Below are 15,685 nucleotides of genomic sequence, written 5' to 3'. Positions count from 1 at the left end.
TGGTACGTCCGAGGAGACACGCCCATGCCCACCTTCCGCCAGCCCGAGTGGCAGCAACCGGCCGACCGGCACACCGAGATCGTCGACCCCGTCCTCACCGTCCGTCAGCTGTCGCGCTTCGAGTTCAACCTCAAGTCCTACGTCCGTATCGACCACGCCCTCGTCTTCGCCACCGGCAAGGGCGGTTACGTCGCCTACCTCCCGCCGCAGCGGCCGACCCGCGGGGACATCGCGACGAACCGCTACACCGCCGTGTACGAGGTGGACATGGGCGTGCATCCGCACACCTGCGAACTCGCGCTGCCCAGCGACAACGACGCGTTCGAGTTCACGGCCGCCGTCGACCTGTCCTGGCAGGTCCTCGACCCGGTCCGGTTCGTGGCCAGCGGCCACCGGGACGTGCCCGGACTGCTGCTGGGCGAACTCCAGCAGGCGGCCCGGCCGGTGACCCGGCGGTTCACCATCGCCGACAGCGCGTCGGCCGAGGTCGAACTGCTGGAGCGGATGAACCTCCTCGGCCCGCTCGGCGCCCCCGCCGGACTCCAGGTCACCTGGACGCTGCGGCTCAAGCGCGACGAGGCCAACATCGAGCACGAGCTGCGCAAGCAGGCCATCGAGCACTCCGCCGACGAGCAGATCCGGGCGGCCCAGCGGGGCATGGAGATCGACGTCGAGGTCGACCGCCGCCACCGCCAGAGCGACTCGCTCCAACTGGACCGGGCCATGCAGTACGGCACCCATCAGCAGGAACTGCTCCTCCAACAGCAGCGCTGGCAGCACGCGCAGGCGTTGCTCGCGGGCCAACAGCAGCTGGAACTCCAGCGGTTGGAGGAGGAGAAGATCAACTTCTACCAGTTCCACCTCCAGCAGGGCGGCGTCCACCAGTGGGCACTCCACCTCGCCCAGCACCCGGAGGACTCCCACATGGTCATGAACAGCATGCGGGAGGACCAACTCCGCATGATCCAGGCCCAGATGGAACTGGTCCAACAACTCCTCAACGGAGACACGGCCGAGAACTGGGAACTGGAAGGCCCCAAACAACTGGCCCTGCGCACGGTCAACGACATCCTCACCCAACGCCTCCCCGGAGTCCCCCAGCCCCCACCCCCACCACTCCCTCCGGGCGCGGGCCCGGAATACCCCGGCACAACGATCCCCGGCGACCCGGTACCTCCTTCCCCGGGCAACACGATCCCGGGAACAGCCATGCCCCCAACTCCGGGAACCCAGCCGACAGACGGGTACGGCTTCGGCGACGGGCAAGGGGCGTACGGGCCGGGGCCGGCAGCGGGGCTGGGGCCGGGCACGGCGACAGGGGGTTATGGCGGTGGGCAGGCTCCGGCGCCTGGGGGGTACGCGGGCGGACCGGGCGCCGTGCCGGGGGCTTACGGCGGTGGGCAGGCTCCGGTGCTCGGGGGTTACGCGGGCGGGCCGGGCGCGGCGCCTGGAGCGTATGGGGGTGGGCAAGGCCCGGCGCCCGGAACCTCTACGGCGGGGCAGGGCGCGGCGCCAGGGGGCTATCCCGGTGGGCCGGGCGCGACGCCGGGACCTTACGCAGGTGGGCAGACCTCGGCACCTGGGGCGTACGTCCCTGGGCAGCTGCCGGCGCCGGGACCGTACGGGCCGCCGGGGCAGCCGCCGGCAGCGGGACCGTATGGGCCCGGACAGTCCCCGGCGACGGAAGCGCACGGGCCCGTGCAGGCCGCGAAGACAGGGCCCTACGGAACCGGGCACGCCCCCGGACCGGGACCGCACGCACCTGGGCAGGCGTCGGCATCGGGACCGTACGGGCCCGGACAGGCACCGGCGCCAAGCGCGTACGCCCCCGGGCAGTCCTCCGCACCGAGCCCGTACGCGCCTGGACAGGCACCGCCATCAGGCCCGTACCCGAGCGGGCCCCACCCCGGCGATCCCTACCCCAGCGGGTCCCATCCCAGCGGCCCGTACCCGAGCGGATCCCACCCCAACGGCCCCTACCCCAGCGGGTCCCACCCGAGCAGCCCTCACCCGGGCACGCCCACCGCGGCCCCCGCTCAGGCTGGGCCAGACGTACAGCGCACCGCCCTGGCCCGACCGGCCGAATCCGACATACCGAGCACTGCCCTGGCCCGACCGGCCGAACCCGACGTGCCGGGCACCGCCCCGGCCCCAGCCCCCGGCGCCGTGGCCAGGGAGCCGGGCGACCGGGATTCGCTCGGCGCGCCCGACGTGTCCGGCTGGGAGCCGCCGCCCGGGTACGGCCGTACGCCGACCCTGCCCGCGCGGGAGCTGTCGGACGCGGGGGCGGAGGAGGGAGCCGACGGGGCGGAGGGTGACGGCGTATGACCACGCTCGGTCCCGCTCCCGACCCGGCTGCCGCACCGCCCCCACCGCTCCCCCGCCCCGACCCCGCCGACCTCGTTCCGCTCTGCGAGCGGCTGCTCTCGGAGTTGCGCAACGAGGTGTCCCGGGCCGATGGCAAGGCGTCCGTGCTGGTGGGGGCGTTGGGGATGACCGGGGGTGTGTTCAGTGGGCTGTTGGCCGGGCGGGGGTGGACCCCGGGGCGGCTGTCGGCCGTAGGGACCCTGCTGTGGTGGGTCGCTCTCGCGTCCCTCGCGGTCTCCCTGTTCGCGCTGCTGCTCGCCGTGCTGCCCCGCTACCGCTCCGAGCCGTGGGCGCCCGGCCGGCCCCTCTCCTACTTCGGCGACATCCAACAGGCCGTCCGGCAGGGGCAGTTGGAGACCGCGCTCGGCGACACCGGGCGGGACCCCACGACCGGGCTGACCACCGCCCTCGCCGAGCTGAGCCAGATCGTCACGCGCAAACACCAGTGGATCCGTACCGGCCTGATCGCGTTCTGCGCCGGCACGGTCCTGCTGCCCGCCTCACTGCTGATCGGCTGACCGCCGCACCGGCATCCGTCCCCGCCTTCGAAGGAAGCAAGCACCATGACCCAACCGCCACCGGGATACCCGGAGTACCCCGAGTACCCGCAGTACCCCCAGCCCCAGCCCCAGCCCCAGCCCCAGCAGCAGCCCCAGCAGCCGCCCGTCTATCCACAGGCCCCCTACTCCTACCCGCAGACCCCGCAGACCCCACAGGCCGCCGCTCCCATACCTCCGCAGTACCCCATGACTCCCCCGATGCCGACCCCGGCACCGGCACCGGCACCGGCACCGGTCCCCGCTCCGGCCCCGGTCGCCCCGCCCGCCCCCTCCGACGACCCCTCCCACCCGAACCACATCAACACCGACGCCCGCCGCGTCCACATCGCCAGCCAGCAGCGGCACACCGACGCCACCGCGGTCGGGAATCTGCTGCTCTACCTGCCGAACTTCCTGTGCAGCCTCTGCGTCGTCGGGCTGTTCTCGCTCTTCTTCGGGAACCTCGCCTTCGTGGTCATCCTGCTCTGGCTGGCCAGCGGCGCACTCGTCTTCCACCGCCCCACGGAAAGCGCCCTCGCGCGCCGTCTGCTCCACCTGCGCCACCCCACTCCGCAAGAACGAGCCAAAATCGAACCGGTCTGGCGCGAGGTCACCGCCCGCGCCGGCGTCGAGGGCCGTAACTACGAGCTGTGGGTCGAGGACAGCGACGGCCTCAACGCGGTCGCCGCGGCCGGCCACATCGTCGGGGTCACCCGCTTCGCCCTGAACGAGCTGCCCAACGGCGAGCTCGCCGCCGTCATGGCGCACGAACTCGGCCACCACGTCGGCGGTCACGCCTGGTCCGGGCTGCTCGGCTACTGGTACGCGCTGCCGGGCCGGATGGCCTGGCGGGTGCTGAAGGCGCTGTCCGTGGTCGCCTTCCACGTCTCGCGGGCCTTCGGCTGCTTCGGCGTCGCCTTCGTCGTGATGATCTTCGGCGGTATCGCGGTCGCCACCATCAGCACGCTCTACGGACTGCCCCTGCTGATCCTGGGTGTGCCGTACGCGCTCGCCGCCGTGGGTCGGCGCGCCGAGCTGCGCGCCGACGGACATGCCGCCGCCCTCGGCTTCGCCCCGATGCTGGTGTCCGTGCTCGACAAGCTGCACCAGGGCGAGCAGCACGAGCAGGCCGCGCAGACCGCGCGCAACGGCGGTGTGGCCGTCGAGGAGAGCGCGCTGAGCAAGCTGCTCTCCTCCCACCCGGACTACCACACACGGCTGCACCACCTACAGCAGTACCTCCAGCCGCAGCGGCCGTACTGAGCACGCGGGTACGACCGAGGGCGGCCACCCCGTACGAAACGGGGTGGCCGCCCTCGGTGTTTCCGAGCCGACTACTGCTTACTGGTTGTACGGACCGTAGTCGTAGTCCTCCAGCGGGACGGCCTGGCCGGAGCCGGTGCCGAACGGGGAGTAGTCGATGTCGTCGTAGCCGACGGCCGAGTACATCGCGGCCTTGGCCTCCTCGGTGGGCTCCACCCGGATGTTGCGGTAGCGGGACAGACCCGTACCGGCCGGGATGAGCTTACCGATGATGACGTTCTCCTTGAGGCCGATGAGGCTGTCGGACTTGGCGTTGATCGCCGCGTCCGTCAGGACTCGGGTCGTCTCCTGGAAGGAGGCGGCCGACAGCCAGGATTCCGTCGCCAGCGAGGCCTTGGTGATACCCATCAGCTGCGGACGACCGGAGGCCGGGTGACCGCCCTCCTGGACCACACGACGGTTCTCCTGCTCGAAGCGGGAGCGCTCGACCAGCTCGCCGGGCAGCAGCTCGGCGTCGCCGGACTCGATGATCGTCACGCGGCGGAGCATCTGCCGGATGATGATCTCGATGTGCTTGTCGTGGATCGACACACCCTGCGAGTTGTAGACCTTCTGGACCTCGCCGACCAGGTGGACCTGGACGGCACGCTGACCCAGGATGCGCAGCACGTCGTGCGGGTTGGTGGCACCCACGGTGAGCTTCTGGCCCACCTCGACGTGCTCGCCCTCGCTGACCAGGAGTCGGGCGCGCTTCGAGATCGGGAACGCCGTCTCGTCGCTGCCGTCGTCCGGGGTGACGACGATCTTCTTGGTCTTCTCGGTCTCCTCGATCCGCACGCGGCCCTGGGCCTCGGAGATCGGGGCGACACCCTTGGGCGTACGAGCCTCGAAGAGCTCGACGACACGGGGCAGACCCTGGGTGATGTCGTCACCGGCCACACCACCGGTGTGGAAGGTACGCATCGTCAGCTGCGTGCCGGGCTCACCGATGGACTGGGCGGCGATGATGCCGACCGCCTCACCGATGTCGACCAGCTTGCCGGTGGCCAGCGAGCGGCCGTAGCACATGGCGCAGGTGCCGACGGCGGACTCGCAGGTCAGGACCGAGCGGGTCTTGACCGTCTCGATGCCGTGCTTGACCAGCTCGTCGATGAGGACGTCGCCGAGGTCGGTGTTGGCCGGGGCCAGCACCTTGCCGTCGACGGTGATGTCCTCGGCCAGCGCACGGGCGTACACGCTGGTCTCGACGTTCTCCGCCTTGCGCAGGACACCGTCCGCGCCGCGCTCCGCGATGTGCAGCTTGAGGCCGCGGTCGGTGCCGCAGTCCTCCTCGCGGATGATGACGTCCTGGGAGACGTCGACCAGACGACGGGTGAGGTAACCCGAGTCGGCGGTACGGAGGGCGGTGTCGGCCAGACCCTTACGGGCACCGTGGGTGGAGATGAAGTACTCCAGCACGGACAGGCCTTCACGGAAGGACGCCTTGATGGGACGGGGAATCGTCTCGTTCTTGGCGTTCGACACCAGACCGCGCATACCCGCGATCTGGCGCATCTGCATCATGTTTCCTCGGGCACCCGAGTCGACCATCATGAAGATGGGGTTGGTCTTGGGGAAGTTCTCGTTCATCGCCTCGGCGACCTCGTTGGTCGCCTGGGTCCAGATCTGGATGAGCTCCTGCGTGCGCTCTTCCTTGGTGATCAGACCGCGCTCGTACTGCTTCTGGACCTTCTCGTCCTTGGCCTCGTAGCCGGCGACGATCGCCTTCTTCGCCTCGGGCACGACGACGTCGGAGATGGCCACGGTGACACCGGAACGGGTCGCCCAGAAGAAGCCCGCCGCCTTCAGGTTGTCGAGCGTCGCCGCCACGATGACCTTGGGGTAGCGCTCGGCCAGGTCGTTGACGATCTCGGAGAGCTGCTTCTTGCCCACCGAGTAGTCGACGAACGGGTAGTCCTCGGGCAGCAGCTCGTTGAAGAGCGCGCGGCCCAGGGTCGTCTTCAGGCGGAAGGTGTCACCCTGCTGCCACTCCGGCTCGCCCTCCTCGCGGACCGGCGGCACCCAGCCACGCGGCGGGATGGTGCCCACCGGGAAGCGGATGTCGACGGCCGACTGGAGCGCCAGCTCGCCGGCGTCGAACGCCATGGTCGCCTCGGCCGTGGAGCCGAACGCGCGGCCCTCGCCCTTGACGTCACGCAGCTCGCCGTCGGTGGTGAGGAAGAACAGGCCCAGCACCATGTCCTGGGTCGGCATGGTGACGGGACGACCGTCGGCCGGCTTCAGGATGTTGTTCGAGGACAGCATCAGGATGCGGGCCTCGGCCTGCGCCTCCGCGGAGAGCGGCAGGTGTACGGCCATCTGGTCGCCGTCGAAGTCCGCGTTGAACGCGGTGCAGACGAGCGGGTGGATCTGGATGGCCTTGCCCTCGACCAGCTGCGGCTCGAAGGCCTGGATGCCGAGGCGGTGCAGGGTGGGCGCACGGTTCAGCAGCACCGGGTGCTCGGCGATGACCTCTTCGAGGACGTCGTAGACGACCGTACGGCCGCGCTCGACCATGCGCTTCGCCGACTTGATGTTCTGCGCGTGGTTCAGGTCGACCAGGCGCTTCATCACGAACGGCTTGAAGAGCTCCAGCGCCATGGCCTTCGGCAGACCGCACTGGTGCAGCTTGAGCTGCGGGCCGACGACGATCACGGAACGCGCGGAGTAGTCCACGCGCTTGCCGAGCAGGTTCTGACGGAAGCGGCCCTGCTTGCCCTTGAGCATGTCGGACAGCGACTTCAGCGGACGGTTGCCGGGGCCCGTCACCGGGCGGCCGCGACGGCCGTTGTCGAAGAGCGCGTCGACGGCCTCCTGGAGCATGCGCTTCTCGTTGTTGACGATGATCTCGGGGGCACCGAGGTCGAGAAGGCGCTTCAGGCGGTTGTTGCGGTTGATCACACGGCGGTACAGGTCGTTCAGGTCGGAGGTCGCGAAGCGGCCACCGTCCAGCTGCACCATCGGGCGAAGGTCCGGCGGGATGACCGGGACGCAGTCGAGAACCATGCCCTTGGGGCTGTTGGAGGTCTGCAGGAAGGCAGACACGACCTTCAGCCGCTTCAGGGCGCGGGTCTTCTTCTGGCCCTTGCCGGTGCGGATGATCTCGCGGAGGCGCTCGGCCTCCTCTTCGAGGTCGAAGGACTCCAGGCGCTTCTGGAGCGCCGCGGCACCCATCGAACCGTCGAAGTACGTGCCGAAGCGGTCGCGCAGCTCGCGGTAGAGCAGCTCGTCGCCTTCGAGGTCCTGGACCTTGAGGTTCTTGAACCGGGTCCACACCTCGTCCAGGCGGTCGATCTCGCGCTGCGCACGGTCGCGCAGCTGCTTCATCTCCCGCTCGGCGCCTTCGCGCACCTTGCGGCGCACATCGGCCTTGGCACCCTCGGCCTCCAGCTCGGCCAGGTCGGCCTCAAGCTTCTTGGCGCGGGCTTCGAGGTCGGAGTCACGCCGGTTCTCGACCTGCTGGCGCTCCACGGAGACGTGCGCCTCCAGGGAGGGCAGGTCGCGGGTGCGGCGCTCCTCGTCGACGAACGTGATCATGTACGCCGCGAAGTAGATGACCTTTTCGAGGTCCTTCGGGGCGAGGTCGAGCAGGTAGCCCAGCCGGGACGGGACACCCTTGAAGTACCAGATGTGCGTGACGGGCGCGGCCAGTTCGATGTGGCCCATCCGCTCGCGGCGCACCTTGGCGCGGGTCACCTCGACGCCGCAGCGCTCACAGATGATGCCCTTGAAGCGGACGCGCTTGTACTTGCCGCAGTAGCACTCCCAGTCCCGGGTCGGACCGAAGATCTTCTCGCAGAAGAGTCCGTCCTTTTCGGGCTTGAGGGTGCGGTAGTTGATGGTCTCGGGCTTCTTGACCTCGCCGTGGCTCCACTGACGGATGTCGTCAGCGGTGGCCAGACCGATCCGGAGCTCATCGAAGAAGTTGACGTCGAGCACTATGCGTCAATCCCTCTCAGGGTTGTAAGTCTTGGGGTCTGAAACGGGGGTCCTGGGGCCGGAGACCTGCTGGGCGCAGGCCTCCGGACTCCCGTCAGACCTCTTCGACGCTGCTCGGCTCGCGCCGGGACAGGTCGATGCCGAGCTCCTCCGCTGCGCGGAAGACATCCTCGTCGGTGTCACGCATCTCGATGGACATACCGTCACTGGACAGCACCTCCACGTTCAGGCAGAGCGACTGCATCTCCTTGATGAGCACCTTGAAGGACTCGGGGATGCCGGGCTCGGGGATGTTCTCGCCCTTGACGATGGCCTCGTAGACCTTCACGCGGCCGGTGACGTCGTCGGACTTGATGGTCAGCAGTTCCTGGAGGGCGTAAGCGGCGCCATAAGCCTCCAGCGCCCACACCTCCATCTCGCCGAAGCGCTGACCACCGAACTGCGCCTTACCACCCAGCGGCTGCTGGGTGATCATCGAGTACGGGCCGGTCGAACGGGCGTGCAGCTTGTCGTCGACCAGGTGGTGCAGCTTCAGGATGTACATGTAGCCGATCGAGATCGGCTCCGGGAACGGCTCGCCGGAGCGGCCGTCGAACAGGTTCGCCTTGCCGGAGGCCTGGACGAGGCGGTCGCCGTCGCGGTTCGGGATCGTGGCCTCGAAGAGACCGGAGATCTCGTCCTCGCGGGCACCGTCGAAGACCGGGGTCGCGACGTTGGTGCCGGGGGCGACCTGGTCGGCGCCGATGACCTGGAGGCGCCGCGCCCAGTCCTCGCTGAGCCCGGAGACGTCCCAGCCGCGGCTGGCGAGCCAGCCGAGGTGGATCTCCAGGACCTGTCCCGGGTTCATTCGGGACGGGACACCCAGCGGGTTGAGGATGATGTCGACCGGGGTGCCGTCCTCCAGGAACGGCATGTCCTCGATCGGCAGGATCTTGGAGATGACGCCCTTGTTGCCGTGGCGGCCGGCCAGCTTGTCGCCGTCGGTGATCTTGCGCTTCTGCGCAACATACACACGGACCAACTGGTTGACGCCGGGCGGCAGTTCGTCGCCCTCCTCGCGGTCGAAGACGCGGACGCCGATGACCTTGCCGATCTCGCCGTGCGGCACCTTCAGCGAGGTGTCGCGCACCTCGCGCGCCTTCTCGCCGAAGATCGCGCGGAGCAGGCGCTCCTCGGGGGTCAGCTCGGTCTCGCCCTTGGGCGTGACCTTGCCGACGAGGATGTCACCGGCGACGACCTCGGCACCGATCCGGATGATGCCGCGCTCGTCGAGGTCGGCGAGGACCTCCTCGGAGACGTTCGGGATGTCCCGGGTGATCTCCTCGGGGCCGAGCTTGGTGTCACGGGCGTCGACCTCGTGCTCCTCGATGTGGATCGAGGAGAGGACGTCGTCCTGCACGAGGCGCTGCGACAGGATGATCGCGTCCTCGTAGTTGTGACCCTCCCAGGGCATGAACGCCACGAGCAGGTTCTTGCCGAGCGCCATCTCGCCGAACTCGGTCGCGGGACCGTCGGCCAGCACCTGGCCGGCGACGACCCGGGCGCCCTCGTCCACCACGACCTTCTGGTTGACGGAGGTGCCCTGGTTGGAGCGGGAGAACTTGGCGAGGCGGTACGTGGTGTACGTGCCGTCGTCGTTGGCGGTGGTGATGTAGTCCGCGGAGACCTCCTGGACCACACCGTCCTTCTCCGACTTCAGGACGTCACCGGCGTCGACCGCGCAGCGGTACTCCATGCCGGTGCCGACCAGCGGCGCCTCGGACTTGATGAGGGGCACGGCCTGACGCATCATGTTCGCGCCCATGAGGGCACGGTTGGCGTCGTCGTGCTCCAGGAACGGGATCATCGCGGTCGCGACGGACACCATCTGGCGCGGGGAGACGTCCATGTAGTCGACGTCGTCACCGGGGACGTAGTCGACCTCGCCGCCGCGGATGCGGACCAGGACGCGGGACTCCTCGAAGCGGAACTCCTCCGTCAGCGGCGCGTTGGCCTGCGCGATGACGAATCGGTCCTCTTCGTCGGCCGTCAGGTAGTCGACCTCGTCGGTGACGACACCGTCGGTGACCCGGCGGTACGGCGTCTCGACGAAACCGAACGCGTTGACGCGGCCGTAGGAGGCGAGCGAGCCGATCAGGCCGATGTTCGGGCCTTCCGGGGTCTCGATCGGGCACATGCGGCCGTAGTGCGAGGGGTGCACGTCACGGACCTCGAAGCCGGCCCGCTCACGGGAGAGACCACCCGGGCCAAGGGCCGAGAGACGGCGCTTGTGGGTGAGACCCGACAGCGGGTTGTTCTGGTCCATGAACTGCGACAGCTGCGAGGTGCCGAAGAACTCCTTGATCGACGCCACGACCGGGCGGATGTTGATCAGGGTCTGCGGGGTGATCGCCTCGACGTCCTGCGTGGTCATGCGCTCGCGGACGACTCGCTCCATACGCGCCAGACCCGTACGGACCTGGTTCTGGATGAGCTCGCCGACGTTGCGCAGACGGCGGTTGCCGAAGTGGTCGATGTCGTCGGTCTCGACGACGATCGTGGTGCCGTTGTCACCGACCGTCTCGGTCTCGCCGGCGTGCAGCTTCACCAGGTACTTGATCGACGAGATGATGTCCTCGACGGTCAGCACACCGGCGTCCAGCGGGGCTTCGCCGCCCAGCTTCTTGTTGACCTTGTAGCGGCCGACCTTGGCGAGGTCGTAGCGCTTCGGGTTGAAGTAGAGGTTCTCAAGCAGCGTCTGCGCGGCCTCGCGGGTCGGGGGCTCGCCCGGACGCAGCTTGCGGTAGATGTCGAGGAGCGCGTCGTCCTGGCCCTGGGTGTGGTCCTTCTCCAGGGTGGCGCGCATGGACTCGTACTCGCCGAACTCCTCAAGGATCTGCTCGGTCGTCCAACCGAGGGCCTTGAGCAGGACGGTGACGGACTGCTTGCGCTTGCGGTCGATACGGACGCCGACCATGTCGCGCTTGTCGATCTCCATCTCCAGCCAGGCACCCCGGGAGGGGATCACCTTGGCGGAGAAGATGTCCTTGTCGGACGTCTTGTCGATGGAGGAGTCGAAGTAGACACCCGGCGAACGGACCAGCTGCGACACGACGACACGCTCGGTGCCGTTGATGACGAAGGTGCCCTTGTTGGTCATGAGCGGGAAGTCGCCCATGAAGACCGTCTGGGACTTGATCTCGCCGGTCTCGTTGTTGGTGAACTCAGCGGTCACGAAGAGCGGGGCGGCGTACGTGAAGTCGCGCTCCTTGCACTCGTCGATGCTGTTCTTCGGAGGTTCGAAACGGTGGTCGCGGAAAGTCAGCGACATCGACCCGGAGAAGTCCTCGATCGGGGAGATCTCCTCGAAGATCTCCTCCAGACCGGACTTGGTGGGGACGTCCTGACCCGACTCCAGAGCCGCCTCGACCCGACTCTGCCAGGCGGTGTTGCCGAGCAGCCAGTCAAAGCTCTCGGTCTGCAACGCGAGCAGGTTGGGAACCTCAAGGGGCTCCTTGATCTTTGCAAAGGAGATGCGCAGCGGGGCGGTGCTGGCGCCGTTGTTCGTATTCGCGGTCGAGGCAGTGCGCGAGGCGGCCAAGAGGGGGTCCTTCCGAGGGCTCGGACTCACTACGCGCGTACCGGCCCCCCACTCGCGCACAGAGACAGAAGTCCCAGCTCAGGGACGGTCCGATCGTCGGTGCTAAAGCGAGGGCATGCCCCTGGTGACGGGCAGGGAGCAGCTAACAGGCAGCGCAAAGGGTCAGTGTAGCCACTTGGCGCACTGATGTCCAGCCCCGCTTTTTTGAGACCCTCGTCGTGCTCAACACCCTCGGCAAGCTCACGTCCTCAACGCGTTGATACTGCCCTCTTCGCCGTCGATCCATGCCTCGGATTCGGATCGTTGTGACGACGCGTCCTGAGAATTGCGCGCTGCGTGCGGTTCGTCAAGGCCTCCATGGCCCACACCACATGCCACCAGGGTGCTCGGAGGCACGAAGAAGATCACCATACTCCGCGAACCCCTGGCCGCAAGGCAGCCGCTCGCCCGACCCAGGAACGCCGAAGAGCGACCACCCAGATGGATGATCGCTCTTCGGTACTCAGGCGTTACAAGGTCCTTGGGACCCCGTCCACGACCTGGAAGGTGTTACTTGACCTCGACGGAGGCACCGGCGCCCTTGAGGGACTCGGCGGCCTTCTCGGCGGCCTCCTTGGCGACCTTCTCAAGGACCGGCTTCGGAGCGCCGTCCACGAGGTCCTTGGCCTCCTTCAGACCCAGCGAGGTCAGCTCACGCACGACCTTGATGACCTGGATCTTCTTCTCGCCGGCGCCGGTGAGGATGACGTCGAACTCGTCCTGCTCCTCGACGGCCTCGGCGGCGGCGGCCGGACCGGCCGGGCCGGCGACGGCGACCGCGGCGGCGGCGGTGACGTCGAACTTCTCCTCGAACGCCTTCACGAACTCGGAAAGCTGGATGAGGGTCATCGTCTCGAACTCGGCGAGCAGTTCGTCCTGGGTGAGAGCCACGATGGCTTCCTTCCACTAATTTTCGGCTGGTGCCGGGGTGTACATGTCTGGCGGGCGTACGTTCGGCCCGCTACGACCGATGCCGTGCGGCGCGGAGCCTCAGGCGGCGGTCATGCTGCGAGCCGAATTACTCGGCACCGCCCTGCTCTTCTTGCTTGGCGCGAAGGGCGTCCACGGTGCGGACGAGCTTCGACGGGAGCGCCTGGAAGAGCTGCGCAGCCTGAGTCTGCTTGCCCTTGAAAGCACCCGCCAGCTTGGAGAGCAGAACCTCGCGGGACTCAAGGTCCGCGAGCTTCTTGATCTCGTCGGCGGACAGCGCCTTGCCGTCAAGGACACCGCCCTTGATGACGAGGTTCGGGTTGTCCTTGGCGAAGTCACGAAGACCCTTCGCCGACTCCACCGGGTCACCGGTGATGAAGGCGACCGCCGTCGGACCGTTGAACAGGTCGTCGAGCGTAGAGATCCCGGCCTCGTTGGCCGCAATCTTGGTCAGCGTGTTCTTCACCACGGCGTACTGGGCGTTCTCACCGAGCGAACGACGCAGCGTCTTGAGCTGCGCCACGGTGAGACCCCGGTACTCGGTCAGCACGGCGGCGTTCGAGTCGCGGAACTGTCCCGCGAGCTCGGCTACCGCGGCAGCCTTGTCGGGCCTTGCCATAGAGCGTCGGCCTCCTTCCGGGTGATGAGGACCGCTCAGAAGGGGCTGGGACAGAGAAAACGCCCCGGCGCGGGCGCACGGGGCGTAGCTCGACCGGGAAGAACATCCTCGGGAGCACATCCAGTCCACCTGCGCGGGTCGTCCACTGTTCAGCGGATCCTTCGGTCACCGCGCCCTCTCACGAGCACACGGCAACGACCAGCGGTCTTTGGCTTCTCCCGAAGAGTACGGGACCCCTACAGTCCCAAGCAAATCCGCCCGTACGGCTCAGCCCTGGGCGTCCTTCATCAGCTGGGCGAGGTCGGTGGTGTCGGCGGCCGGCGGGGCGGTGACCGTCACCGGCTTGTCGACGTCGACGAAGGTGACCGTCATGTCGAGCGGGCCCTTGTCGCCCTCGCCGCGCATCCGGAACCGCTTGGTGTGGTGGTCGCCGTCGACCCACATGTCCATGGTGAGCGCGTCGACGCCCATCTTCTCGTAGCCCTCGACGCTCTTCTCGCGCCGCTCCCGCGCGGCCTTGTCCTCGCCCTTGGCCGCGGCGGCCTTGACGTCGGCGAGGCTGACCCGGCCCGCGTAGTGCGTGGTCCGTACCCCGTCGACGGTCTCGGTGCCGACCTTCTTCACGTCCTTGGCGCCGGTGAGGAAGGCGGCCTCGGCGGCCGGGTTCTTGTCGGCCTCGGCCGCTCCGGTCCCGTTGGCGGCGAGGTTGTCCCCCAGGCCGCCGAGGGCGGACATGTCGAGCTTCAGCCAGCTCTTGCCGCCCAGTTCCTTGGCCGCCTCGGGGCCGCCGTTGAGGTAGAGCGCCTTGTCCACGACGCGCAGCTGCACCGTGGAGCCGGTCTTGGACGAGGTCATCCGCATGCTCATGGCCTGCGGCTTCATGCTCATGGCCGCCTCGGCCGTGATCTTCCCCTCGCCGGGCATGGTGCCGGCCATCCGGTAGCGCAGCGAGGTGATGTCCTGCGTCTTCTTCGCCGCCTCGGCCACGGCCGCCGCGGGCGCCATGCCCGGCGAGGAGTCCGAGGCGGCCCTGGAGCAGCCGACCGCTCCCCCGGCGAGCAGCAGGGCGGCGAGCCCGGCACCGGCCGCTCTGCGGCGCGTGACACGACGTACGGAAGACGGCATTCGATTCCCCCCAAGGAACCCGACGGCACACGGAACGCACGGAACACGCAGTACGTGCGGATCACTCAGCACGTACGAAACACTCAGCGCGTACGGAACACATGGAACGCATGGCCGATTCACAGCGGAAGCCGTGAGCTTAACCTCGGGGCGGCTCGCCGGTCTCTCGAATTCCCGTGCCCCTGGGGCCGGTTGGGGCGCCTCAGGAGCTGGTGCCGGACCCGGTCGCCGTGTCGCCGCTGCCCGGTGTCACGCCCTGCTTCTTCAGCAGCGCGGTGAAGTCCTCGGTGTCGCTCGCCGGGGGCACGGTGGCCTCGACCTTCACGCCGTAGTCGCTGTAGTAGGCGGTCTGGCTGTACTGGCCGGACGTCATCTGGCCCTTCTCGACCTTCTTGACCAGCAGGTCCTTGGAGTTGATCCAGATGTCGACCTGCTCCGTGGAGACACCGGCCGAGGTGAGCTGCTTCTTCAGGCCTTCGAGCTGGCTCGCGGTGAGGTTGGAGTTCTTGGAGGCGAGGTCGGCCACGTTCACCGTGCCCGAGTAGTGCGTGGTCTGCTGGCCGCGGACCGACTCCGTGCCGACCTTCTTGACGTCCCCGGAGGCGAGCAGGAGCTTCACCGACTGGTTCGGGGTGGAGTTCTGCATCTGGTCCTTGAGGTACGCGCCGGAGCTGCCGCCGAGCTTGGCGAGGTCGTCGTACGCGTACCTGACCCAGTGCTTGCCGTCGGCCTGGGCGGCGAACTTCTCGCCCATCTTGGCGTAGTAGGCGTCGGGCAGATAGCGGGCCTCCATCGACGTGCTGCCCGTCGCGCGCATCGCGTCGGCCATCGTCCCGCCGGTGTAGTTCATCGTGAGGGTGCCGGTGATGCCGTCGCCCCAGCCGAGGTTGCCCTTGGCGTCCATGGACATCAGGGAGCCGAGCACCGTCGAGGACTCGACCTTGGCGGAGTCCGCCTTGTCGGTGGACTGCTCGGCGCTGCGCAGGGCCGCTATGGGGCTCACCCGGGTCGCGCCCTTGCCGACCGCCTTGTCGTCCTTGCCGGAGCCCCCGGAGGAGCCCGAGGACCCGCACGCGGCCACCGAGGCCAGCGCGGTCCCCACCGCGATCGAGAGGACCGCCCTGCGTACGGTCGTCCTGCTGTTCATCCGTCCCCCACCCCTGAGCGATTGCTGTGCCTGCCACAAACGCTAGCGCAGCCCACTGACACCCGTACGAAAGAGGACGGGCCCCGCACCTCGAAGGT

Annotated in this window: 9 protein-coding genes; 3 read left to right on the top strand and 6 right to left on the bottom strand. The window is 68.4% G+C overall.

All coding sequences use genetic code 11. The features are described from left to right. Positions 1-24: 24 nt before the first annotated feature. Genes ACIQPR_RS35725 through ACIQPR_RS35715 form a run of 3 tightly spaced genes read left to right on the top strand, consistent with a single transcriptional unit; the run spans position 25 to position 4,169 of the window. Positions 25-2,328 (top strand): hypothetical protein, encoded by a 2,304-nt coding sequence (locus ACIQPR_RS35725; RefSeq protein ID WP_403657062.1) that lies wholly within the window; start codon positions 25-27, stop codon positions 2,326-2,328. Further along, positions 2,325-2,885: a Pycsar system effector family protein gene (locus ACIQPR_RS35720; RefSeq protein WP_403657059.1), complete on the top strand. Its 561-nt coding sequence runs from the start codon at positions 2,325-2,327 to the stop codon at positions 2,883-2,885. Before ACIQPR_RS35725 ends, ACIQPR_RS35720 begins: the two co-directional genes overlap by 4 nt. A gap of 45 nt (positions 2,886-2,930) precedes the next feature. After that, a complete protein-coding gene (locus tag ACIQPR_RS35715; RefSeq protein ID WP_403657056.1) occupies positions 2,931-4,169 on the top strand; it encodes a M48 family metalloprotease in 1,239 nt (412 codons plus the stop codon). Positions 4,170-4,247: 78 nt separating this feature from the next. On the opposite strand, the gene ACIQPR_RS35710 is transcribed toward ACIQPR_RS35715, so the two are convergent. The 6 genes from ACIQPR_RS35710 to ACIQPR_RS35685 form a co-directional block, all read right to left on the bottom strand. Next, positions 4,248-8,147 (bottom strand): DNA-directed RNA polymerase subunit beta', encoded by a 3,900-nt coding sequence (locus ACIQPR_RS35710; RefSeq protein WP_019072307.1) that lies wholly within the window; start codon positions 8,145-8,147, stop codon positions 4,248-4,250. 94 nt (positions 8,148-8,241) lie between these two features. After that, a complete protein-coding gene (gene rpoB, locus ACIQPR_RS35705) occupies positions 8,242-11,727 on the bottom strand; it encodes a DNA-directed RNA polymerase subunit beta (RefSeq protein WP_403657053.1) in 3,486 nt (1,161 codons plus the stop codon). A 549-nt stretch (positions 11,728-12,276) separates the two neighbouring features. Next, complete coding sequence (rplL, locus tag ACIQPR_RS35700) at positions 12,277-12,660, bottom strand: 50S ribosomal protein L7/L12 (RefSeq protein WP_403657336.1); 384 nt, start codon at positions 12,658-12,660, stop codon at positions 12,277-12,279. A 124-nt stretch (positions 12,661-12,784) separates the two neighbouring features. After that, positions 12,785-13,315, bottom strand: coding sequence for a 50S ribosomal protein L10 (gene rplJ / locus ACIQPR_RS35695; RefSeq protein WP_033279978.1), 531 nt, complete (start codon positions 13,313-13,315; stop codon positions 12,785-12,787). Positions 13,316-13,582: 267 nt separating this feature from the next. Further along, entirely contained in the window at positions 13,583-14,440 is an 858-nt protein-coding gene (locus ACIQPR_RS35690; protein WP_403657050.1) for a DUF1396 domain-containing protein, read from the bottom strand. Positions 14,441-14,642: 202 nt separating this feature from the next. Beyond that, a complete protein-coding gene (locus ACIQPR_RS35685) occupies positions 14,643-15,587 on the bottom strand; it encodes a hypothetical protein (protein WP_403657047.1) in 945 nt (314 codons plus the stop codon). Positions 15,588-15,685: the final 98 nt, after the last annotated feature.

It is taken from the genome of Streptomyces sp. NPDC091280, assembly GCF_044768565.1.
Lineage (GTDB): Bacteria > Actinomycetota > Actinomycetes > Streptomycetales > Streptomycetaceae > Streptomyces.
Note: the sequence above shows the minus strand (reverse complement) of the source record. Positions and strands in the feature narration are given on the sequence as shown.

Bases quoted from the DNA above. Each gene is read 5' to 3' on its own strand.
- ACIQPR_RS35725 (WP_403657062.1), top strand. From the start codon at position 25: ATGCCCACCTTCCGCCAGCCCGAGTGGCAGCAACCGGCCGACCGGCAC.
- ACIQPR_RS35720 (WP_403657059.1), top strand. From the start codon at position 2,325: ATGACCACGCTCGGTCCCGCTCCCGACCCGGCTGCCGCACCGCCCCCA.
- ACIQPR_RS35715 (WP_403657056.1), top strand. From the start codon at position 2,931: ATGACCCAACCGCCACCGGGATACCCGGAGTACCCCGAGTACCCGCAG.
- rplJ (WP_033279978.1), bottom strand. From the start codon at position 13,315: ATGGCAAGGCCCGACAAGGCTGCCGCGGTAGCCGAGCTCGCGGGACAG.
- ACIQPR_RS35690 (WP_403657050.1), bottom strand. From the start codon at position 14,440: ATGCCGTCTTCCGTACGTCGTGTCACGCGCCGCAGAGCGGCCGGTGCC.
- ACIQPR_RS35685 (WP_403657047.1), bottom strand. From the start codon at position 15,587: ATGAACAGCAGGACGACCGTACGCAGGGCGGTCCTCTCGATCGCGGTG.